General features: G+C 31.2%; 16 protein-coding genes. 7 read left to right on the top strand and 9 right to left on the bottom strand.

The window, feature by feature from the left end:
* Positions 1 to 11: 11 nt before the first annotated feature.
* From Cop2CBH44_RS11445 to dusB, 5 genes are all read right to left on the bottom strand, one after another.
* Complete coding sequence (locus Cop2CBH44_RS11445; RefSeq protein ID WP_200754838.1) at positions 12 to 2,864, bottom strand: SusC/RagA family TonB-linked outer membrane protein; 2,853 nt, start codon at positions 2,862 to 2,864, stop codon at positions 12 to 14.
* Between the two features lie 230 nt (positions 2,865 to 3,094).
* On the bottom strand, positions 3,095 to 4,384 hold the full coding sequence (locus tag Cop2CBH44_RS11440) for an MBL fold metallo-hydrolase (RefSeq protein ID WP_200754837.1): 1,290 nt from the start codon (positions 4,382 to 4,384) through the stop codon (positions 3,095 to 3,097).
* Positions 4,385 to 4,517: 133 nt separating this feature from the next.
* A complete protein-coding gene (locus tag Cop2CBH44_RS11435; RefSeq protein ID WP_200754836.1) occupies positions 4,518 to 8,561 on the bottom strand; it encodes a hybrid sensor histidine kinase/response regulator transcription factor in 4,044 nt (1,347 codons plus the stop codon).
* Positions 8,562 to 8,809: 248 nt separating this feature from the next.
* Positions 8,810 to 9,544 carry a head GIN domain-containing protein gene (locus tag Cop2CBH44_RS11430; protein WP_200754835.1) on the bottom strand — a complete coding sequence of 245 codons (735 nt, stop codon included), beginning with the start codon at positions 9,542 to 9,544 and terminating at the stop codon, positions 8,810 to 8,812.
* Positions 9,545 to 9,568: 24 nt separating this feature from the next.
* Positions 9,569 to 10,552, bottom strand: coding sequence for a tRNA dihydrouridine synthase DusB (gene dusB / locus Cop2CBH44_RS11425; protein ID WP_044226526.1), 984 nt, complete (start codon positions 10,550 to 10,552; stop codon positions 9,569 to 9,571).
* Positions 10,553 to 10,830: 278 nt separating this feature from the next.
* Here dusB and leuS point away from each other — a divergent pair, with 278 nt between their 5' ends.
* The 5 genes from leuS to Cop2CBH44_RS11400 all read left to right on the top strand — a co-directional run bounded on the left by leuS (position 10,831) and on the right by Cop2CBH44_RS11400 (position 18,468).
* Positions 10,831 to 13,599 (top strand): leucine--tRNA ligase, encoded by a 2,769-nt coding sequence (leuS, locus tag Cop2CBH44_RS11420; RefSeq protein ID WP_200754834.1) that lies wholly within the window; start codon positions 10,831 to 10,833, stop codon positions 13,597 to 13,599.
* An 82-nt stretch (positions 13,600 to 13,681) separates the two neighbouring features.
* Positions 13,682 to 14,551 (top strand): YitT family protein, encoded by an 870-nt coding sequence (locus Cop2CBH44_RS11415; RefSeq protein ID WP_021931690.1) that lies wholly within the window; start codon positions 13,682 to 13,684, stop codon positions 14,549 to 14,551.
* A 431-nt stretch (positions 14,552 to 14,982) separates the two neighbouring features.
* The gene (locus tag Cop2CBH44_RS11410; protein WP_200754833.1) at positions 14,983 to 15,567 is read left to right on the top strand and encodes a non-canonical purine NTP diphosphatase; all 585 of its coding nucleotides are present in this window, start codon (positions 14,983 to 14,985) and stop codon (positions 15,565 to 15,567) included.
* Positions 15,568 to 15,572: 5 nt separating this feature from the next.
* Positions 15,573 to 17,885, top strand: a complete 2,313-nt coding sequence (gene porZ, locus Cop2CBH44_RS11405; RefSeq protein ID WP_200754832.1) for a type IX secretion system anionic LPS delivery protein PorZ — start codon at positions 15,573 to 15,575, stop codon at positions 17,883 to 17,885.
* 79 nt (positions 17,886 to 17,964) lie between these two features.
* Positions 17,965 to 18,468 carry a DUF4251 domain-containing protein gene (locus Cop2CBH44_RS11400; protein ID WP_021931693.1) on the top strand — a complete coding sequence of 168 codons (504 nt, stop codon included), beginning with the start codon at positions 17,965 to 17,967 and terminating at the stop codon, positions 18,466 to 18,468.
* 16 nt (positions 18,469 to 18,484) lie between these two features.
* Here Cop2CBH44_RS11400 and nadA read toward each other — a convergent pair whose 3' ends face one another.
* Positions 18,485 to 19,474: a quinolinate synthase NadA gene (gene nadA, locus Cop2CBH44_RS11395; RefSeq protein WP_021931694.1), complete on the bottom strand. Its 990-nt coding sequence runs from the start codon at positions 19,472 to 19,474 to the stop codon at positions 18,485 to 18,487.
* Between the two features lie 462 nt (positions 19,475 to 19,936).
* On the opposite strand from nadA, the gene Cop2CBH44_RS11390 reads away from it, so the two are divergent.
* Positions 19,937 to 20,467 carry an RNA methyltransferase gene (locus Cop2CBH44_RS11390; RefSeq protein WP_021931695.1) on the top strand — a complete coding sequence of 177 codons (531 nt, stop codon included), beginning with the start codon at positions 19,937 to 19,939 and terminating at the stop codon, positions 20,465 to 20,467.
* A gap of 9 nt (positions 20,468 to 20,476) precedes the next feature.
* On the opposite strand, the gene Cop2CBH44_RS11385 is transcribed toward Cop2CBH44_RS11390, so the two are convergent.
* Entirely contained in the window at positions 20,477 to 21,082 is a 606-nt protein-coding gene (locus Cop2CBH44_RS11385; protein ID WP_021931696.1) for a DUF4294 domain-containing protein, read from the bottom strand.
* 341 nt (positions 21,083 to 21,423) lie between these two features.
* Here Cop2CBH44_RS11385 and Cop2CBH44_RS11380 point away from each other — a divergent pair, with 341 nt between their 5' ends.
* Complete coding sequence (locus tag Cop2CBH44_RS11380) at positions 21,424 to 22,200, top strand: radical SAM protein (protein WP_021931697.1); 777 nt, start codon at positions 21,424 to 21,426, stop codon at positions 22,198 to 22,200.
* A 77-nt stretch (positions 22,201 to 22,277) separates the two neighbouring features.
* Here Cop2CBH44_RS11380 and Cop2CBH44_RS11375 read toward each other — a convergent pair whose 3' ends face one another.
* Together Cop2CBH44_RS11375 and Cop2CBH44_RS11370 are read right to left on the bottom strand one after the other, a co-directional pair.
* Positions 22,278 to 23,771 (bottom strand): butyryl-CoA:acetate CoA transferase, encoded by a 1,494-nt coding sequence (locus tag Cop2CBH44_RS11375; protein ID WP_021931698.1) that lies wholly within the window; start codon positions 23,769 to 23,771, stop codon positions 22,278 to 22,280.
* A 125-nt stretch (positions 23,772 to 23,896) separates the two neighbouring features.
* Positions 23,897 to 24,283 carry a hypothetical protein gene (locus tag Cop2CBH44_RS11370; protein ID WP_021931699.1) on the bottom strand — a complete coding sequence of 129 codons (387 nt, stop codon included), beginning with the start codon at positions 24,281 to 24,283 and terminating at the stop codon, positions 23,897 to 23,899.
* Positions 24,284 to 24,520: the final 237 nt, after the last annotated feature.

Raw genomic sequence — 24,520 nt, 5'->3', positions numbered from 1 at the left:
CAGGTTGGTTATTAAAATTTTGCTACAAAACCCAAAGAAAAAGTCCGTGCTCCTGGATAAGCACCCAAATCGATTCCCTTTCGGGACCAATCTCCCCCGAAAGAATTAAAACCAGGATCAAACCCTTTGTATTTCGTCAAAACCAACAAATTAGATCCCATAAAATTTACTTTCAATCCACTTAAATAGTTTCTAACCTTACTACTTAAAGGAACATCATACTCTACAGAAAATGTCGATAAACGAAGAAAACTCCCATCCTCGATCATTCTATCAGAAATCTGATCTAATAATTGGGCGCCAATCATTGGACGGTTTCCGGTTCTTTCTCCGGATGGAGATACGCGATATGCATCTTCATAGGCCCCAACCGTCACATTATTCTTACCGGAGACATTATCTAATATTATTTTATTCAGATTCAGTACGTCATTTCCTACCGATCCGTCGAACCGAACCTGAAAACTCCATTTCTTATATCTCACATTCGTATTTAATCCGAATATGAAATCTGGATTCGGATTTCCGATTACGACTTTATCATTTACATCGACTGTACCATCTTTATTAACATCTACATATTTAGGGTCTCCCACTTTCAAACGCACTCCCTCGAATGGAGGTGCCAGCAACACATGATCTTCGGTAATTACTCCTTGTGTCATATAACCATAAAATACTCCCGGAGCCTTACCATTGACATAGGCTGTAACTCCTACATCCGACACTCCGCTTACCGTACGGCCGGCAAAGCCTTTTTCTCCTGTAGCACCCAACGAAGGAGATGTCTCTGACAAACCACAGTCAGTTATTTTACTACGGTCTAACCCTATATTTGCATCTATTGTCCATGTTACATTTTTATTTTCGATAGCCACTGCCGATATAGCAGCTTCAAAACCCCACTTATCCATCTTTATATCTTTTCTCCAATATATCTTATCATAAGGTACCGATTGAGAAATGACAGCACCTGTATTATCGGCAGTTTCAACTAATATAGGTTTTCTAAAATCGTGAACATCGAACCTGTCTTTCGTTTTACCTGTATAAAATTGGCCCGACAATTTAATTCTGCTATTTATCAGCTCTGTATCGAATCCGGCATTAAACTGACTCATTCTTGTCAAAAGACGACCCTTAAAACTTAACGCATCTTCATAAGGAATAAATAAAGATGCATCACCCAGGGTAATATCGTTCATTATAGAATAAGGTATTAATTCGTTTTTTCCAGTAATACCCCACCCTCCTTTAAGAGAGAAAGAATTGATATAACCCGGACGATTTTGTATTACATTGAATTTCAAATTGGCAAATGGATACGACCGCATAGACTTATCGTATTCATCTAAATAATCGCCGCGTACACCGACTTGTACATCGAACAAATTCCTATATTTGTAATTGGCTAAACCATAACCGACATATGTCGTAGAACTATTTTTTATATATATCGGATTAGCTGCCCGGGAAGCAAAATTTATAGCCTTAGCTTTTAAAGTCTGAATCGCAAATCCGGAAGCATAGTTACTCAATTTTATACCATCGTCACCGAATAATTCTCCGCCTGCAATAACCTGCAACCAATGTGTTCCGAATTGTTTGGTAAATGTAACATCGGCAGAAACGTCGTACATCATAGTCTGCATCCAGGAATGCCCGGCACGGGCATTTTCTAAAGCGCCTTTTTCTATGTTTTTCCCCATCCAGCGATAACGTTCTTTATTCACATAATCCATTCCTGCGGTTACATTCGCTTTAAGCCAGGGAGTAAAATTAAAATCGAAATATCCCTGAGGAATAACCCTCCAGGTATATGAATCGTCATTATAATCATCACGCCATGAATATGGATTTTCTCCCATATTCTCAAAAGGAACAGCCGAAAGTGCCGTCATCAAGCTACTACCTCCCAACAAAGAAGTCGATTGCGTCATATTCGTCTGATTCCTTGCGACTAATGTCCTTATACCCATACTGACCATCGGTGAAATAACCTGATTCAGATTTACTCTTAAACCAAGGTCCAGAGAATTCGTACCGGAAACAAGACCGTTCTTTTGATTAGCCATTAACGATACATAATAACTTGTACGACGAACAGAACCCGAAATATTCAAATTATGACTATGTGATACGACCGGTCTGAATATATTTTTTTGCCAATCGATTTCATCGCCTGAAGCAATGAATTCTGTTCCGGTCAATTCCCTGTAATAATTTTTAAATTCTGTTCCGGAAAGCAGATCTTGTTTTCGGGACAATGTCGACAAACTTATATTCGAGCTCCAATTTATTTCTCTTTTTCCCTCACTCCCGACCTTCGTTTTAATAATAATCACACCATTAGCACCTCTACTGCCATAAAGAGCGGTAGCCGACGCATCTTTGAGAACCTGAATACTTTCAATATCCTGTGTATTGATACTCCATAACAAATCCTGGCCAGCCTGATAATCGGTTTTATCTTCGGTTGTCCATGCATTCGCAACATCCGATTGCGAAGGATTAAGCATTATGCCATCTAATATGTATAATGGTTGAAAATCGCCACGAACAGAAGCTCCCCCTCTTATTATTATATCTACCGCAGCACCGGGAGCACCATCGGTCCTGGTTACTTTCACATTCGATACCTGCCCCTGTATCAGATCTCCGAGAGAAACACATCTTTGCGCCATAACAGAATCCGGTACCGGCATCGACTCACTAAAAGAAAAATTTATATTATTTCTTTTCTCAATAATTTTCGATACAGAATTCTGCGCCCAGACAGAAGTACTGCAAAAAAATATTAAAATAATTAAGATTCTGCTGTTCAGTTCAGGACAGAGACTCACTTTAAGAGATAGTTTTTTCATTTACTAAAAATATTTAGTTGTATTATCTGTTTTTATTGTAACTCGATATTTTATGAAGGTTAATTCGTCCTATGAAAAATTTGAACTTTTTACAGAACAAAGATAGGTGTAAAAGAAATTTTCATGGTTCAATATTCAACAATATAGGTCTAAAATCAAACATGGTAAAAGATTTAACATATAACATAAAGATTGAATATATTCTTTAAAAATTGCAGTCTGAAAATTCTTTATTTTATCCCCTTCGATTTAAATGTTTCCGATTTCCACTTAGTACCATATATTCTATATTTCGTATCTAAAATATATACAGAATATGAATCGCCCCCTGGTGATACTTTTATTACCACATGTCCCGATACCGGAGGAAAATGCGATATAAAATCGGTCGCAGAATAAGTATCTCTAAAATTTTCCGGAACATAAGTGGGAACGATTAATGACTTTTTATCTGGCATAAGTTCTGCTCTTTTTATCAGGCAGGGAATCACTTTTTCACCCAAATGGGCCGAATCGTGCACAGGCATTACATAAACATTTGCATTTACCTCTTTCACAAACTCAGGAACCATTGCGTTAAAATAGCCATGATGGTTCGTTTTACACACGTCTACTTCACCTGCGGCTTCACCGAAATGTGCCTCTACATTTGTTAATCTGCCTTTTTCGTCCAATAAACTTCCACATAAATCACCCCCTGTCAAATACGAAAATCTACCATAAGTAAAAAGCATAGCCGTACTCAGAACATTTTCACTTATCTTTTTTAGCAGATTTTCAGAATTGGCATTTACATAATCTTTTATTTCATTTTTTCGCCAATTCCATACCTTCCCGTTACAGGCAACATTACGTACCAAAAAATATTTATTATAATCTGCCTCGTATAAAGGTTTTATTTGCGTGGTACTTCCGATATTAAAACCTTCTATACGGGTATTTTTATACTCTTTTTGCCATTCGATAAATCTACGATAATTAACAAAAGACGAATCATTTTTGTCATATGGTTGAGGATAATTATAATCAGAAAACGACCGATCGATAATTTTTCCTATATTCAAAAACCGGGCAATCCGGCTTATTCCGGTTTCATAAAAATTCCCCTGTTCATTTTTTTCTCTTTTTTTCCCTTCTGCTATATTCCCTGTATGATCGGGATGAAAATGAGAAAGAACAACGAAATCTATTTTATCTTTTCGGGGATTCATCGATAAAATATACTCCACAATTTTTTCTCCAGTATCTATATCGTTATCCGGAACCGGAGGAAAATATCGAGATGTACGCATATCTCCCGCATCGATTATCATCGTCGTTCCGTCCGGGAAAATAAGAAAAGCCGATTCACCGCAATTCGTACTTATCTGATGAATTTCAAATTCACCTCTCTGCCACGGGGTATAAATATCTTTCCCCTTTTTATCCGAATTATTTTCTGCAACAGAAAAAGATGGAAAAATAAATATAATACTAAAAGCAAAAACGATAAATACCTGCTTATTTAAACTATTCCTCATATCCTCCAGCTCTTAATTAATTTAAGAATATTTTCTAAAAACAAAATTGGAAGATAAATATTTATAAGCGGTTCATTATTAAACAAAAATGGTTCAATATTGAAAAGACCGGCTTTTTATAAACCGAACAATTCTATTTTTCTTGTTTTTCATGTTCTTTTATATAATCTTTCGGAGTCATATTGAAGAACTTTTTAAAACTTGTACTAAAATATTTAGGAGATGAAAAACCTACCATATAACTTATTTCACTAATAGTATAGGCATTTGTCAACAGTAATTTAGCCGCACGTTTAAGCCGCACTGTTTTGACAAATTCATTCGTAGACTGTCCGCTCAATGCCTGCAATTTATTATTCAATAATGTTTTACTTATACTCATTTCCCGAGCAAAATCATCTATCGAAAATTCAGAATCATTCATATACTCTTCTACGACAACCATTGCATTTGCAAGAAACTTTTCATCGACAGAAGTCACCGAAATTTCTTTAGGATTAATAATTATATCCATTTTTACTTTCTCTTTATATTTCTCCCTGTTACTCAACAACTGTTTTATCCTCATCATCAAAAATCCCAAGTCTACAGGCTTTTCTATATAAGCATCGGCTCCGACTTCATAACCCGAAAGCTTTCCGCTTTCAGATGTCAATCCTGTTAATAAAACGACCGGTATATGACTTGTTATAATATCTTTCTTTATCAGTTTACATAATTTGAACCCTTCTTCCTGCCCGTTAATCATTACATCCGAAATTATCAAAACCGGATTACTGCGGACAATCTCTGAAAATACATTTTGTGTGCCTGTAAACGCCCGAACAGAAAATTCCGTCATTAATTCCGTCTGCAAATACTGAAGTAATTCAGCATCATCGTCTATTATAAATATCAGAGGAAGATTCGATTCCGGTAAGAAAATATAACCCTCTTCCTGAGTTAAACCCTGTTCTATTTCGACAAAATGAGATGTATAAGAATTGCTTTCTTTATTAAATGTTTCTATTGGCTCTCTTCTAAAATGATCTCTGCCCAGTAATAAAGAAAAACTGAATATACTGCCTTTCCCGACTTCACTTTCTACGGTAATTTTTCCATGATGAAGCTCGACAAAGTCTTTAGCTAACGATAATCCGATACCGCTTCCCCGTACATGACTGTCCTGATTATTTTTTTCTTGCCAGAAACGCTCAAATATTTTATCCTGGTGTTGTTTTACAATTCCTATTCCTGTATCTTCCAGACTGATCCAAATACAATTTTTTATTTCATCTTTTTCTAACCTCAATATTATTGTACCTCCCTGTTCGGTAAATTTCAGAGCATTAGAAAAAAGATTGAATAATACGGTTTCTATTTTTTCATAATCGAATACAACGGACAGACACTCTTCTTCTGTTTCGAATTTAAAATTAATTTTCTTGCTTTCCAATATAGGTAAGAAAGAAGAGTATACATCTTTCAACAAAGTCACAATATTTGTTTCGGTAAGATGTAATACAGAACGCCCACGGTCGATACGTCTGAACTCCATTAACTGATTAATTAAATGAGTCAGCCTTTTGGTGTTTCGCTGTAATATTTTTAATAATTCATTTTTATCTTTTTCAGTAAGTTCTTTTCCTTCTTTTATCAGCTTCTGCAAAGGTCCTTCCATTAGCATCAGAGGAGCCTTAAATCCATGAGATATGTTAGTATATAGCTGAAATCTCCATAAATTATTTCGGTCCTCCTGTAGTAACTTATTTTTTTCTATTAAAGAATAATATATATAAATTACTAATGACAAAATTAATATTGCATATATTATATATGCCCACCAGGTTCTCCATAAAGGCGGTAAAATTTCTATTTCGAACCAGTTAACATTTTCCTGAGTAAATCCTAATAAATTGGTAGAACGTACCTCGAAAGTGTACTTTCCCGGAGGTAAATTAGGAAAAGATGCATAATTTTTTTGGTCAGAATAAATCCAATCAGAATGATAACCTAACAACCGGTAATAATATCTGACATGAGACGGGTTAGCATAGAAAAGAGTAGAAAATTTAATGAGAAGATGATTCTGATCATAATTCAGACATAACGTATTATGCTGATTAAGTCCGTTTTTCTCTAATATACTTTTTCCATTAACCAATATATCCGAAAAATAAACCGGATAAATAATAGAATCCCGTACTATTTCACTCGGTTTAAAATAAGTAATCCCGTTTATTCCCCCTAAAAAAATAGTACCGTCTCTTGCCAGCAAACTGCCGAAAGCATAATTGACCGTAGAAAATTTACCGTAAGATAATTCAAAAAATGTTACCTGAAAAGATGGGGTTATCTTAAATACCCCTTTTATCGTAGATACCCATATATTACTATCCGAATCTTCCGTAATTCCACAAATATAGGCTACATCATTATCAGCCAGATTCAAAGATATTTCATCGAAAGTATCGTTAGCAGAATTATATAAAGATAAGCCATTAGCAGTTCCTACCCATAACCTTTTCGTATGATCTATATACAGAGCCGTCACCCATTCGTCCGATAAAGAATAAGGACTATTCTTTTCTTTAAAATAACTTTTTAACTGAGAAAATTTATTTTGTTTATATATAAATGAAGATAATCCTGTCCTGGTACCGACCCATATTCTGTCATCACTCTGAACGATCGACCAGATATCTTTTCCTTTAAAAGTTCCGACTTCAATAATCTCTTCTGTATTTCGATTATAAAATAAAACGGTTCCGTCATCGGCAAATCCCAACCACAGATTATCTTCATTACCCTTACAAATCGTTTTACATACTTTCTTATTATTAGCTCTTAAATAATCATTTAACCGAAAATTTTTATTGTATGCTTTTTTTTCAGTATCAAAACTCATGACACCATTTTTTGTTCCAATAAACAACATATTATCATCTAACGCCACCATACATTGAATAATGTCACCATTCGATTCTAACAAAGGATCTAAATACCGAACAATTTGAAACTGGTTATTTCTCCGATCGGTCCATTCGAACAAATTAATACCATTATTAGCACCTACCCATATCTTCCCGTCCGAAGTCTGACTATAACAAGATATAGCCTGATGGGATGGTGTATTCTTATTTTCATTACTTTCTGTTATATTATAAAAAGGCGTTTGGTGTTTTCTTTGAAGCAGAAATAATCCCTCTTTAGTTCCGGCCCATATATTGCCCCATTTATCTGTACAAAACACATTGACAGTATTGCTATTTGCCCTGATATTATCACTCATCCAATATTTTTCTAAACCGACAACAGTCTGACCAAGATTCTTATAGTCTACCATAAGCCCCCCCTGCCATCTGGTACCTATAAATAACTGATCGTTTTCTAAAAAATAGATAACTTTCCCATCGACATTAGATGTTACTAAATGAGGTTTCAAAAGCATAGGATCTTCCACTAAATCATAATAGTATAATCTGTTACCATCGTTACTCCAGAGTATACCATTCGAATCTATACCGAAACTACTGATATGCTGATTTTTAGGAAATTTAATGATATCATAAACTTTCGAATTAAAAAGCTCGGTACAATATATATGTAAAACTTTCGCATATCCTCCATTACTTACAATCCATACATTTTTTTCATGATCAGAACCGATAAACGTAACATTTACATTATCAGAATCACCCAGTCCTATATCTATTTTTTTTAACTTCTTATATTTTAAAGAATAAATATATACCCCAACATCGGTTCCTATCCAAATATTTTTAAAATCATCTTCATATATAGTATGAATTACTCTTTTTGAAAACTCTACATTTCCCAAAATAGGTTGTGTTATTTCCATTGTTACAGGATTGATTTTTGCTAAACCTTTATTACAAGCAACCCATATATTTTTGTCAGACGTTTCTATTAACTGTTTTATTTGATTATTAGGTATTTCATTTGTTGTTTGCCCACGATAAAAAAAAGAATTATAATTATAACCATCAAAACGAGATAAACCATACTCTGTCCCAATCCATATGAAGCCATAAGAATCGGTCACTAATGCTGTAACAGAATTATTTGGTAGTGAATTTTGAGCAACGATAGGCTGGAATCTCCCTTCAAATGCATTTATATGCAATGAAAAAGAGATAAAAAGTAATATAAATATTGCTTTTACAAAATGAATCATTTTATCAGGAATTTGTAAAATAGGTTTAAAGTCAAATATTAATCTCAGAATATCAGAATAATAATACTAACACTTTTTTCATAGCTATTCATCAAAGATACATATTTTTCAACACAATAATCTTGTTAGCAGGGTTTTTAAATTACATTATAAAAGATTCGAAATTTGTATTTATTTTTATTCAATAATTTTAATACAAAAAGACCGGATTTAATAAAAACCGGTCTTTTCATCGACAAAATTATAATTTAGTCCACTTTTACTCCGCCTAAAGGTAAAACTTTACCTACACCAATTGCATTTTTCTTTATTTTCGGATTACCATTATAATACACAGTTCCAGAACCCGTAATAAGCGCTTTCAGATTTTCTTCAGCAAAACACCCTATAGTAGCATTTCCTGTTATTTTACATTTTACATCTCGAGCTTTTAGTTCATGAGCTTTAATTTCTCCACCTCCGGTAATTGTCAATTCTGCTGTACGACAATTCCCTTTTAAAAATATATCACCTGATCCGGTAAGAATTTTTGCTCTCACAATACCATAATCTAATTCACCAGTTCTTATCTGCCCATTCCCCATTAATAAAAAATAAACTTCCGATCCAGCAATATGTCCTCCTGTCTCAAATACAGCTCCACCATCATTTTCCACTTCATTAAGTGCCGAAGAAAATATATCCAATATCACTACTCCAAAATCTTTTTTCGAAGGAGAATCAAATTTAATGTTCAAAACACCTTCTTTAGATTCTACTTTCATACTATTCAGTATATTCTCTTCTCCATACATTTTGATAAGACCAGCAGAATCTTTACTTTGATGATAAACGATGTTAAAAGCACCATTAGTCTTAACCTTATAAAAATCATCTACCCGAAAAGATTTTTTTACATAATTATTGTCTCCCTCAACTTCTTTTGCAGAAACTGAAAAACAAAACATTAAAACGCTACAAAATAAAATGCCGAATGTTTTCATAATGATAATCAATTATTTACTAATTTATGATTTCAATACAATATTCTCTATATAATCCAAAATATTTGTCAACTCCGTAACTGTTTCAGCTCTTAACATTGCAATACGAGTATCTCTAAAATTAGGTATACCTTTAAACAAAGGTGTAGCAGCCAAATGTCTTCTTATATGTAATATTCCTCTACGTTCATCTATTCGCTCCACACTTTCTTGCAATTGACGTCGCAATATACTCATTTTATCTTTAACTGAAAGTTCAGAAATATTTCCTGTAGATAAAAATTCTTTTATTTCTTTAAATATCCAAGGACAACCTATGGATGCTCGACCTACCATTATGGCATCTACTCCATATTTGTCGAATTTATCTTTTGCTATTTGAGGTGTAGTAATATCCCCATTTCCTATAATAGGTATATGCATACGAATATTTTCCTTAACTTTACCTATCAAAGTCCAATCGGCCTCTCCTGTATACATTTGACTTCGTGTACGTCCATGAATAGTCAATGCTGCTATTCCACAATCCTGTAACCGTTCTGCTAAATCTACTATAATTTTAGACTCACAATCCCAACCTAATCGAGTTTTTACAGTAACTGGTACATTTATTGCTTCAACAACAGCCTTTGTAATTTTAATCATACGAGGAATATCTCTTAACATACCAGCGCCAGCACCCTTACCTGCAACTTTCTTCACAGGACAACCAAAATTTATATCTAAAATATCAGGATTTGCTTCAGCACAAATATGCGCAGCTTCTACCATAGTATCTACTTCCCTACCATAAATCTGAATAGCAACTGGACGTTCCCTATCGGAGATAATCAATTTTTGTTGAGTCTTACTCACATTACGTATAAGAGCATCACTTGAAATAAACTCGGTGTAAACCATGTCAGCACCAAATTCTTTGCACATCAAACGAAACGAGGAATCAGTGACATCTTCCATCGGAGCTAATAATACAGGTTTATTTCCAAAATCAATATTATGTATTTTCATCTTCAGCGTGCTTTAAAAATACAAACGTACAAAACTTTTTTCGTTTCATCACTATTATAATCTACATGCCCATAAAATTTATGAGCAATCAAATATTGGCAATACTATCGCAATATCTCTTATACCTGTACCTACTGGTACTTATTCTTTTTATAATCTACAATAAGCTGAAAAAGAACAAACAATCTTTTTTTTTATTACTTTTGCAATCAATACATAAACTCACATCTAATGTATTAGATCATAATCATCTAAATGCTTAAAAACTAAAAATTGACATGGATTATAATTTTAGGGAAATCGAAAAAAAATGGCAAGAGTATTGGATACAAAACAATACTTATAAAGTAACAGAAGATAATAATAGACCCAAATATTATGTATTAGATATGTTCCCTTATCCATCAGGTGCAGGACTTCACGTAGGGCATCCTCTTGGATACATAGCATCAGATATTTATTCTCGTTTTAAGCGTTTAAAAGGTTTCAACGTATTACATCCAATGGGTTACGATGCATACGGACTTCCAGCAGAACAATATGCTATACAGACAGGGCAACATCCTGCTATAACTACTCAAAACAATATAAACCGATATAAAGAACAACTTGATAAAATAGGCTTTTGTTACGACTGGAGCAGAGAAATACGTACTTGTGATCCTGAATATTACAAATGGACTCAATGGGCCTTTATTCAAATGTTTAATCATTATTACGATAACTCTTTACAAAAAGCCCGTCCTATTACAGAATTAATCAAAAAATTCGAACAAAACGGTACATCCAATATACAAGCAGCATGCAGTGAAGAACTAAATTTTACAGCTGATGAATGGAAAGTAATGGATGAAAAAGAAAAACAAAAAACATTACTTAATTATAGAATAGCCTACTTAGGAGATACTATGGTCAACTGGTGTCCCCAATTGGGTACTGTATTGGCAAATGACGAAGTAAGCGAAGGTGTCTCCGTTAGAGGCGGTTATCCTGTCGAACAAAAAGTTATGCGTCAGTGGTGCTTACGTGTATCAGCTTATGCTCAACGGTTATTAGATGGCCTAAGTACTATAGATTGGACAGATTCATTAAAAGAAACTCAAAAAAATTGGATAGGTCGTTCCGAAGGTGCAGAAATGAAATTTAAAGTAGTAAATTCTGACATAGAATTCACTATTTTTACCACTCGTGCCGATACGATATTTGGGGTTACTTTTATGGTATTAGCGCCTGAAAGTGAATATGTAAAACAAGTTACTACACCAGACCAACAAAAAGCTGTTGAAGAATATTTAGAAAGTATTAAACATCGTACAGAAAGAGAAAGATTAATGGATAAAAGTGTCAGTGGAGTATTTTCAGGAGCTTACGCCATAAATCCTCTCAATAATGAAAAAATTCCTATATGGATAAGTGATTATGTACTTGCTGGATATGGAACGGGAGCTATAATGGCAGTTCCTGCACATGATAGCAGAGATTATGCATTTGCTAAACATTTCAACTTGCCCATTATACCATTAATAGAAGGTTGTGATGTGTCAAAAGAAAGCTTTGACGCTAAAGAAGGCAAAATGATAAATTCTTGCGGTAATGGTTTAAATTTAAATGGTTTAGAAGTAAAAGAAGCTATTGCTAAAACAAAACAATTTATCAAAGAAAAGAACATAGGTAGAGTAAAAGTTAACTATCGTCTACGTGATGCTATTTTCAGCCGTCAGCGTTATTGGGGAGAACCTTTTCCTGTATATTACAAAGATGATATGCCCTACATGCTCGATGAAAATCAATTGCCTTTACTATTACCAGAAATTGACAAATTTCTTCCAACAGAAAAAGGTGAACCACCATTAGGTCGTGCAAAAAATTGGAAATTCAGAGACCATTTTCCATTGGAATTATGTACCATGCCAGGATTTGCCGGCTCGTCAGCCTACTATATACGGTACATGGACCCTCATAATAATAATGAATTAGTATCGAAAAGTATTAATGAATACTGGAGAAATGTAGATCTTTATATAGGTGGAACTGAACATGCTACAGGTCATCTTATCTACAGTCGTTTTTGGAACAAATTTTTATATGATATTGGTATAGTCTGTGAAGAAGAACCTTTTAAAAAACTGGTTAATCAGGGAATGATACAAGGCCGTTCTAATTTTGTATACAGAATCAAAGATACCAATACATTTGTCTCTCTCAATTTAAAAAATAATTACGAAACAACACCTATTCATGTAGATGTTAATATTGTCAACAACGATATACTTGACATTGAAGCTTTTAAAAAATGGCGTCCAGAATTTAATACTGCTCAATTTATACTTGAAGACGGTAAATATATTTGCGGATGGGCGGTAGAAAAAATGTCAAAATCAATGTTCAACGTTGTAAACCCTGATGATATTGTAGAACGCTACGGAGCTGATACATTAAGATTATACGAAATGTTTCTCGGTCCATTGGAACAAAGCAAGCCTTGGGATACAAACGGAATAGATGGAGTACATCGTTTCCTTAAAAAATTATGGAACTTATTCTTCGATAACAATAATCTTGCTGTAAAAAATAATGAACCAACTAAAGAGGAATTAAAATCTTTACATAAACTTATAAAAAAGGTTAGTTGGGATATTGAAAATTTTTCATTTAATACATCTATTAGTGCTTTTATGATATGTGTCAACGAATTATCTACTTTAAAAAGCCGTAATAAACATGTATTAGAAAATTTATTAATTCTGTTAACTCCTTTTGCACCCCATATATCAGAAGAGCTATGGCACCAAATAGGTAATGTATCTACTATATGTGATGCACAATGGCCTATTCTTAATGAAAATTATTTAAAAGAAAATTCTGTCAATTATGCTATTTCTTTTAATGGAAAAGCGCGTTTTAATCTCGAATTTTCAACATCGGCCTCAAAAGAAGATATAGAAAAAGAAGTCCTCAACCACCCTTTATCTGCAAAATGGATAGATGGAAAAACTCCTAAAAAAATTATCATCGTTCCCAATAAAATAGTCAATATAGTTCTTTAAACATTTATCTTAATATAAAAACCGCAGTAAAATTTTCATCATAAATTTTATATGCGGTTTTTATATTTTTTATCTAAATCTTATGAATCAACATATAAAAAGTATTCTCGTAGAAATAAAGGATTACGGTTTCATTGTATTTGGCTTAATTCTATATGCTTTCGGATGGACAGGCTTTCTTTTGCCAGAAGAAATAACAACTGGAGGAGTAACTGGTATAGCAGCTCTTGTATTTTTTGGATTTAATATACCGGTAGCTTTTACTTATGCGACTATCAATATATTATTATTAATAATAGCTATAAAAGTTATCGGTTTTCAATTTTGTATAAGAACTATATTCAGTGTAATCGTAACAACATTTTTACTTTCTATATTACAATCTATAATAAAAGAACCTTTAGTAAATGGTGAACCTTTCATGTCTTGTGTTATAGGAGGTATGCTGTGTGGTGCAGGAATAGGAATAGTATTTACACACAATGGAAGTACTGGTGGAACCGACATTATTGCTGCCATTGTAAATAAATACAAAGAAGTTTCTATTGGAAGAATGATTCTATATTGCGATGTGCTTATTATATCTTCATCATATTTACTTTTTCACAGTGTTGAAAAAATCGTATTTGGCTTAGTAACAATGGTCATTATGACTTATATATGTGACATGGTTATCAATGGTGTACGTCGTTCAGTACAGATTCTTATATTCTCCGAAAAATACGAAGAGATTGCTAATAGAATTAATCAAGATATAGATAGAGGTGTAACTATATTAGAAGGTATGGGATGGTATTCTAAACAACCCAAAAAAGTTATCTGTGTACTAGCTAAACGAAACGAATCCGTCAATATATTTAGAATTGTAAAATCTATAGACCCTAATGCTTTCATATCACAATCAAATGTAGTAGGTGTTTATGGAGAAGGATTTGATAAAATAAAAGCTTAAAATTATGATTTATAAAAAAGGATATGTGTAATATTTGTGGTATTAATATATAGATATATCAGTAATCTTTATATTCGTTTTCAATAATATTTTCGATATAAATAATAATATAGCCACATCTTACGTTGATTTAGTAACAAGTAAAGCTAAAAATTATAATAACAGCTTAAAAAAGATATCAACTTATTGATAATAATAATAACAATGAATATTCAATAAAAGAACTTTCTTTAAAAAATATTCCCAAAACTATATCTTTCAAAGATATTTCTGAAGATATACACTTTTGGGCAAACAGTGATTGTAAAAATTACTGGAAATATAAACCATATATATATTTTAGAAAAAGAAGAGGAAAATTTAAATTCCAACTTTGAAGCATTAAAGCAATTTGGTAAAAAATAAGAAGTAAAAAATTCAATAAAAAATAAATGAAAAAAAAATTAGTATTTGCTACAAATAATAAGCATAAGATAAAAGAAATATCTTCTATATTGAATGAAGAAATTGATTTATATAGTCTTGAGGATATTAACTGCTCAGATGAGATACCTGAAACAGCAGATACTATAGAAGGCAATGCTTTATTAAAAGCTCAATTTATTAAAGAAAAATATGGTTATGATTGCTTTGCTGACGATACCGGTCTCGAGATTGAAAGTTTAAATAATGAACCTGGTGTTTATTCAGCAAGGTATGCAGGTGATGACCATAATGCTGAAAACAATATGTTAAAAGTTTTATCCAAACTTTCCAATATAGATAATCGACGTGCTCGTTTCAAAACATGTATAGCATTAATATGGAACAATAAAACATATATGTTTGAAGGAATAGTCTATGGCAATATAACAAAAGAAAAACACGGCAAATCAGGTTTTGGTTATGACCCTATTTTTAAACCTGAAGGATACGAACAAACTTTTGCAGAAATGGGAGAAGAAATAAAAAACAAAATTAGCCATAGAGCTATAGCCATTCAAAAACTAATTACATTTTTACGATCCATAAAGTAGATTTTATGAAAAAAATATTTTATTGTATAACATTCTTTTTTTCCATACTTACCTGTCAAGCACAAATAGGTATGGGAGAATGGAAAATATTCTCAACATTTTATGAACCTTCTAAAATAATAGAAACACCAGAATTAGTTTACTTCATATCTGATGGTTATCTATATTCATACGACAAAAATTATGATGAATATAAAGAATACAATACCCAAAATTTACTAAATGACAATAATGTCATCAATATAGAATACGACAAAAAAAATAATATATTGGTAATCATCTACGAAAATAGTAATATTGATCTATTGGTAAATAATAAAATATATAACATACCATATATTAAAAATGCAACATTCAATACTTCTAAATCAATAAATGATATAAACTTTTATCAAGATGATATATTACTATCCACAGATTATGGGATTACTATCTTAAATGCAAAAAAGAAAGAAATCAAAATAACATATAATTTAGGAATCAAAATATTATCATCATGTATATTCAATAATACTATTTATGCTGGTAGAGAAGATAATATTTATATTGGAAATTTAAATGATAATCTTTTAGAATATAAAAATTGGAAATTTTATAAAGATCAAAAATTGAAGAAACTTTTATCTAATGATACTGGTATTTTAATGCATGATATGAATAACAGTCTTTATAAAATGGATTCTAACGAAAATTATTCATATATAGGAAATTTTTCAAACATAAAAAAGACACTAAATGAAGACTTTATTTTCTTCAATCATGACATGTACACTTATGCTAACAAAGATTTAAATTTAAATAAAACAGAAGATTTATACTATAATACATACGAATCATTAAAAAATAAAGATATCAAAGATATCACTATATACAATAATAATTTATGTTTCCTTTTTTCAAAAGGTATCTGTTTTTTTCAAAAGAAAGGTGATATCCTCACACTAACAAAAGAAATAAATTGTACTGACAATTCTACTATAAAGATACCTTATAATTTATATTTTCATAACAACAAATTATATGTCAATAATCCAGGTATTAATGAATACAATAGAACTGATCAATTCACAAGCAGCAATATTTCCATATTAGAAAACAATCATTGGAGTCTTATAAAAGCAAACGAGTTTCCTACATTCTATCATCCTGAAATACCACTTTGTGCTCTATCTAATATAGTGGTTGACCCAGATAATGATAATATTCTCTATTTTGGTTCTTGGCTTGAAGGTTTATACAGAGTAAAAGATAATAAATTCGATGCTCATTTTGGTAACGAAAATGTATCTTTTATAACTAATGCAGATAATTGGGCCTCTAAAATAGCAGCACTTACATTCGATAAAGATAAAAATTTATGGATGACTCATCATTCTTTAAATACAGGTTTACTTGTTATGAAAAGAGATGGCAAATGGGTTAATTATGACTATCCAGAACTTAAGAATAAACAACATCTTGATAGAATGTTAATACCTGAAAAATCCAAAACTAAATGGATTCTTTTTACATACCGATATAATAACATGGTTTTTGCTTTTAATGATAACGAAACAATAGATAATTTATCAGACGATATAACTCGTAAATTTACATCATTTATCGACCAAGATGATAAACAAATCAGTGCTTCTCAATTTTTCTGTATAACAGAAGATAAAAAAGGTCAATTATGGATTGGAACAGATCAGGGTCCTATTATATTAACGAACCCAGACAATTTCAATAATTCAAATTTTAAATGTACCCGAGTCAAAATTCCTCGTAATGATGGAACAAACGATGCGGACTTACTACTAAGCGATGAATCAATATTATGTATTACTATTGATGGCGCTAATAGAAAATGGATAGGAACTAAAGAGTCTGGAGTATATTTAGTAAGTGAAGATGGATTGGAAACTATACATCATTTTACTACACAAAACAGTCCATTGCCTTCTAATATGGTCTTTAATATTGTTATCAATCCAGAAACAGGAGAAGTATATTTCGGTACAGAAAATGGATTAGCAGCTTTCAGATGGGACTCAGGTGAAGGCAAAAATGATTTTTCCAACGTGTATGCATTTCCTAACCCTGTACGACCTGATTTTGAAGGATGGATTACTATTACCGGATTACAAGAAAATTCCTTAGTTAAAATTACAGATATCTCAGGAAACCAAATTTATCAAAATTATTCTCATGGTGGGCAAATATTATGGAACGGTAGAAATAAAAACGGTGACAGAGTAAAAACCGGCATATATTTGGTTTACGCTTCCAATGAAGAAGGAAAAGAAGGTGTTGTAACTAAAATAATGGTCGTTAACTAATTAATATAAAATAGTTTAACATGTTATCAATCTATACAAAAATTTTTATATTTGCATAAAAACATAAAGTATAGAGGTTATGAAAAAATTTGTCTCTCACATTTTTTTTGTTACATGTCTCATTATTTGCTCCATATCACTATCAGTTGCCCAAAATAAAGACATAGATAAAGAAAAAAATATAATTACATTAATAAACAATAAAGAATATATAATAAACGTCTCATCTGCATTACCATTAAAAGGGCCTTACATACATCTTACATCCAATTATTATATCAAAATGTATAATGATTCTGTCTCTGTATATCTACCTTATTATGGTAGGGCTTATTCTGCCCCTTATGGTGGAGGTGAAGGAGGTATAAAGACTAATGGAAAATATACAAATTATAAACAGTCTATTAACAAAAAGAAAAATAAATATACTATATCGTTTTCAGCCAACAACAAGGAGGATAAATACGAATTTCTTATAGATATTTTCTTATCGGGGGATGTATATATCCATGTTCAATCTCGAAATAAACAATCTATATCTTTCAGTGGAGAGTTAGATAATTTAGAGAAAGGGACAGATTAGACAGTCCCTTTCTTTTTCATAAACCTAATTTAGAAGATATATCTAACATTTTCTTGATAGGAAGAACAGCTCTATCAGCAATATCTTTATCTACTTTTATTTCGGGTAGTTCGTATTTCAAAGTTAAATATAACTTCTTCATTGTATTCAAACGCATAAAATTACATTCATTACAAGCACAAGTACTATCATTAGGTGGAGCTGGAATAAATGTCTTATCTGGATTACTTTTTTTCATTTCATGAAGTATTCCTGATTCAGTTGCCACAATAAATTTTTTAGCGGATGATTCAGTAGCATATTTCAATAAAGCAGCAGTGGAACCTATCTTATCAGCTAACATCAATATAACTTTTTTACATTCAGGATGAGCTAAAATCAAAGCATCAGGATACTGCTTTTTCAAATCTAATATTTTCTCTAAAGAAAACTCTTCATGCACATGACAAGCTCCGTCCCAGAGCTTCATATTGCGCCCTGTAATACTATTTATATAATTACCTAAGTTACGGTCAGGTCCAAATATAATTTTCTCTTCAGTAGGAAAACTCTCAACAATTTGACGGGCATTAGTTGACGTCACCACAACATCAGTTACAGCTTTTACGGCTGCAGAAGTATTGACATATGAAATAACCGTATAACCTGGATTATTTCTAACAAATTTCTTAAAATCATCAGCAGGACAACTGTCAGCTAAAGAACACCCGGCATTTAAATCAGGAACTAATACTTTTTTATCGGGACACAATATTTTAGCTGTCTCCCCCATAAAATGTACACCACATAAAACTATAATTGAAGCGTCTGTCTTCGAAGCCCATTGAGCTAAGGCTAAACTGTCTCCCACAAAATCAGCTATGTCTTGTATATCTCCACTCTGATAGTAGTGAGCCAATATAATAGCATTTTTTTCTTTTCTTAAGCGATTTATTTCAGATTTTAAATCTATATCCCCACCAACAGGAATATCTATATAACCTTTAGAGATATCCACATTATTCATATATTATATTCTTTATTTCTTTTTAATTTTAAAAATAAAAATGATGATAATAATATACTGTTAATAGTATTTATATCTATTTCCTAATAACTATTGTATATTAAGTTATTAATATTAGATATTCTATTATTAATATTATATAAACTATAATTTGACCTTATTATGAATAGATTACGTTATTTATTCACATATTGTTTATAATTTGCAAAGTTAAAAACTTTCTTATATAAAGATTATTGATAACTGTTATTTTTGACGTTTATAACTATAAAGAAAACTTTTTGTATTTTTCTTTTGATTTTAAATATAGATAGAGATATACTTTTATTTTTGGAATAAGAATTATATATACTCATTTTTTTATTTCAAGTTTTCTACAAGTTATCAAAAGCTATTAACAGTTTATTAATAGTAATCTGTAGAAAGTATTTCTTATTTTTGTATTTTGTATTTAAAGAAAAAATGGAGAAGAAAAGTATAATTGATTTAAATAGACTATCTCAAGAAGAATTTAGAAGAGCAGATAAAATTTCTCTTGTTGTAGTTCTTGATAATGTGAGGAGTTTAAATAATGTAGGTTCTGTTTTTAGAACGGGAGATGCTTTTTTGATAGAAAATATTTTTTTATGTGGGATTACAGCGACACCGCCACACCAAGAAATACATAAGACTGCATTGGGAGCTGAAGATAGTGTATCATGGATGTATTATGAAGATACAAATACTGCAATCGATTATTTACATGAGAAAGGTTATATAGTGTTTGCTATTGAACAAGTTGAAAATAGCGTAGCCTTACAGAATATACAGTTGGATAAAAATAATAAGTATGCAGTTGTACTAGGTAATGAAGTTAAAGGCGTGCAGCAGAAAGTTGTTGATAAATGTGATCAAAGCATAGAGATTCCTCAATTTGGAACAAAACATTCTTTAAATGTTTCTGTCACTGCAGGTCTAGTTATCTGGGATTTCTTTAAAAAGCTTTATTATTAGTTTTATATTTTATAGTGCGCCAGATTCAACTAAAAGAACTATTCTTTCTAACATGGCATCTTTTCCTTCAGGTTCCCATTCAGACTTCAAACTGACTCCAAACATACTTCCAAATGTTTGCCATAAACCTGCTCTAAAATTACCTAAAAAAGCTTTTATAAGATTATAAGAAGATTGATTACATTCTCTGTCTATAAGTCTTATTAGGAGTTTTCCTTGACTGTAAGTCATTTTTTTAAGAACGGGTTTATATTCTTTGAAAAGCTCTTTTTCCATTCTTCTCAAATGTGCATTTTTGGCTTTATCATCAGGTAAAGTTTCTATATATTCATAAGTTTCTAATAATGCAGCTTTTACCAGCTTGGCATAGGGTAAAGTTTTTTTTACATCACGTACTAATTTCCAGTAATATCTTTCCTCTTTTTTATTTTTGAATTTCATGGGTGGAAAACAATATACTGTTTTCATTTGTATTACCAATACGGTATCTCCATTTTGAAGTATAGCGTGATATGAACCAGTAAATGCTGAAAACTGGGTTTGAGCTGAGGTTTTATATATATTTGATATATAAAAAACCAATGAGGTACATAGTATGATGAATAATTTTTTCATTCGTTACAAAATTAGTTTTATTAGTTATATATCATACTTATTTTACATTATTTATTTATAATTCTATCTTGTGTATAACTTGTATATAAGTTGTTAATATATATAATAATAAATATTTTAATATACTATTTATCAGTATATTATATGTTAATTATTATTATTAACATATATAAAATGGTTTATTGTTGATAAGTTATTTATAGTTTGTTTATTATTTGTCTATTTATATTTTTAAATATTTGAATTTTAAATATTTAATATAATTATCAACAACTATTTATTTAATTATAGATAGATATGATTTTCAATCGTTATTTTTGTATATAAAATATTATAAGGATATGTCTACAAAATTGTTTGGAAGTATAATTTTTGGACCGGTTCATAGTCGTCGGTTAGGAATTTCTTTAGGTGTTAATTTATTACCAATAGATGGTAAAGTGTGTTCCTTTGATTGTATTTATTGTGAATGTGGATATAATTCTCAAGGTAAAGGCCATGGTTTACCTACGGCTGAACAAGTTTATAAATCGTTGGACAACAAGTTAAGTGAAATGTTTCATAACAAAGAAGAGTTAGATGTTATTACATTTGCAGGTAATGGAGAACCTACTTTGCATCCTCAATTTTTAGATATAATAAATAATACATTATTGTTAAGGAATAAATGGTTTCCTAAAGCAAAAGTGAGTGTCCTATCAAATGCTACATGTATTGATAAAGTGTCTGTATTTGACGCTCTGAATAAAGTAGATAATAATATATTAAAATTGGATTCTGTTATTCCCGAAACCATAGCATTATTAAATGTTCCTAACAATAAAAATTTTACTGTTGATAAGTTGATAAATAATTTGAAAAAATTTAATGGAAATCTTATTATACAAACATTATTTGTCAGGGGAATACATAATGGTCATATAATAGATAATACTACTGAGAAAGAAGTTGAAGGTTGGATAAAAGCTATACAAGAAATAAAGCCCCGTCAGATAATGATATATGCTATAGATAGAGAAACTCCTGAAAAGAATTTGGAAAAATTGTCTAAAGATGAGTTAGAAGAAATAGCTGATAAGGTAAGGATTTTAGGGTACAATGTTACAGTGTCAGTTTAGAAAGATATTTATAAAATTATTATTTACCTCTATTATAGAAATTAATAGAGGTAAATAATGCAAAGAATATAATTTTATCATTTGTAATCGGCCCAATTAGTTAGAGCCATATTTCCTGATTTAATAAATTCTAGATGAAATCCAAAACATGCTTTTAGATTGTGGGGAGTATGTACATTTTTGGTCATGTTTAAATAATCCCATAATAGTTGTTTATAAGCAGGATTTGCACAGTTTTCTATAATTTCTTTAGCTCTTTGTATTGGAGATTTTCCTCTTAAGTCGGCCACACCTTGCTCTGTTATTAAAATGTCCACAGAATGTTCGCTATGATCAAGATGTGAAACCATAGGTACAATGGCACTGATATTACCTCCTTTTGCTACAGAAGGACACGTAAATATAGAAATATAAGAATTTCGAGTAAAATCTCCAGAACCTCCTATACCATTCATCATTTTGGTTCCTACTACATGTGTACTATTTACATTTCCGAATATATCAGCTTCTAATGCTGTATTTATAGTGATGATACCTAAACGACGAACTATCTCGGGATTATTACTTATTTCTCCAGGGCGAAGTACCAATTTATTTCTAAAGAAGTCAAGGTTAGAAAATACTTCTTCTTCTACAGTATTACTGATTGTAAGAGAACAACCGCTGGCAAAACGACATTTTCCTTCTTTCATTAATTTGATAACAGCATCTTGTACTACTTCGGTGTACATTTCAAATACAGGTACGTCAGGACTGTTACCCAATCCACTTAATACAGCATTTGCTATATTTCCTACTCCAGACTGTAGTGGAAGAAATTCTTTTGGAATAAGACCTTTTTTTAATTGAGAAACTAAAAAGTTACAAACATTATCTCCGATACGAGTTGTTACTTCATCTACTGGAGCAAATTCTTTTACATTGTCTGGTAAATTAGTTTCTACTATACCGATAATTTTATGAGGATCTACTTTTATAACAGGAGAACCTATTCTGTCACTTGGTTTATAAATGGGAATTTCTTTTCTGTATGGAGGATTTATAGGTTCATATATATCATGAAATCCATATAAATTTTGAGGCAAATGACGATTTAATTCTATAATGATTTTATCAGCCATATTGCAATAAGTAGGAGCTGCGCCGACTCCAATACCTAAAGTAATTTCTCCATTTTCTGTTACATCGACAGCTTCAATTATAGCAGTATTTATTTTTCCATAAAAACCGTATCTTAAATTTTGAGCCAAATGGGATAGATGTATATCAAAATAGTCGATTTCATTATTATTAATAGCTGTACGAGAGTCTTTTGTTGATTGATAAGGCGTTCTTGTTTTAATAGCTTTTGCTCTCGATAACACTCCATCAACATTGTCGCTTGTTGATGCACCAGTAAATACGCCTATTTTAAAAGGTCTACCTGCAGCATGTTCTTTCTCGGCTTTTTTTGCAATAGCAACTGATACAACTTTAGGTGTACCTGCAGCGGTAAATCCACCAAAACCTACATTTTCATCATTTTCGATATAAGAAGCTGCTTCTTCTGCTGTAATAAATTTTAATGACATATTTTTAATGTTTTTATAACGGTGTTAGACTGATCTATTTATAATGTGAGAATTATATATGTCGGACGAAAATAGAAAAAATAATTCATATTATTATTTTCATCAGTCTGAATTTTATGTTAGATTTAAATATTGAATTTACGAGATAGAATCTCATTATTAATTATAGCTCTACGTAAGTCTTCTGAATTACTGAACCATTTTTCATTTTCAATTTCATTATTATCGACGGGAAGTTGAAAATTAGGAATCTTTTTCTCTTTGATTGGTATAGGTGGAGGTGTTATATTTTTTTTCTTATCTTCTTTTTTTGTAGGTGGAATAGAAGATATTTCCTTTTGTGGAAAAAAGATATCTTCCCAGCTTATTTCTTTATTAGGTATATTATTTTCGTTATCGGAAGATTCTTTTATAATTTTTTTTTGATTATCTTTTTTTATTTGTTCATTAGCTTTAACTACTGAACGAATTACAAAAAATAAAATAATAAAGATTAGCGCCCATAGATTCATATGCTTTTCGTATTTTTGTCTTCCAAAAATAAGTATTTTTCTATGAAAGTCCAAATAACTTATTATAAATAGATAAGGACAGTTTCACAACTGCCCTTAACAGATTTAACCTAAACCTTAACTATGAAAAAATTTCATATAATGTTTACTTTGCAAAAATATATATAAAATATTAAATCGCAAATAAAAAGTTGATTTTTGTAAGATAAATACTTATTTTTTATTCATAATATCATA

The organism is Coprobacter secundus subsp. similis (assembly GCF_015097275.1).
Lineage (GTDB): Bacteria > Bacteroidota > Bacteroidia > Bacteroidales > Coprobacteraceae > Coprobacter > Coprobacter secundus.
This window is presented reverse-complemented; position numbering and strand designations above follow the sequence as displayed.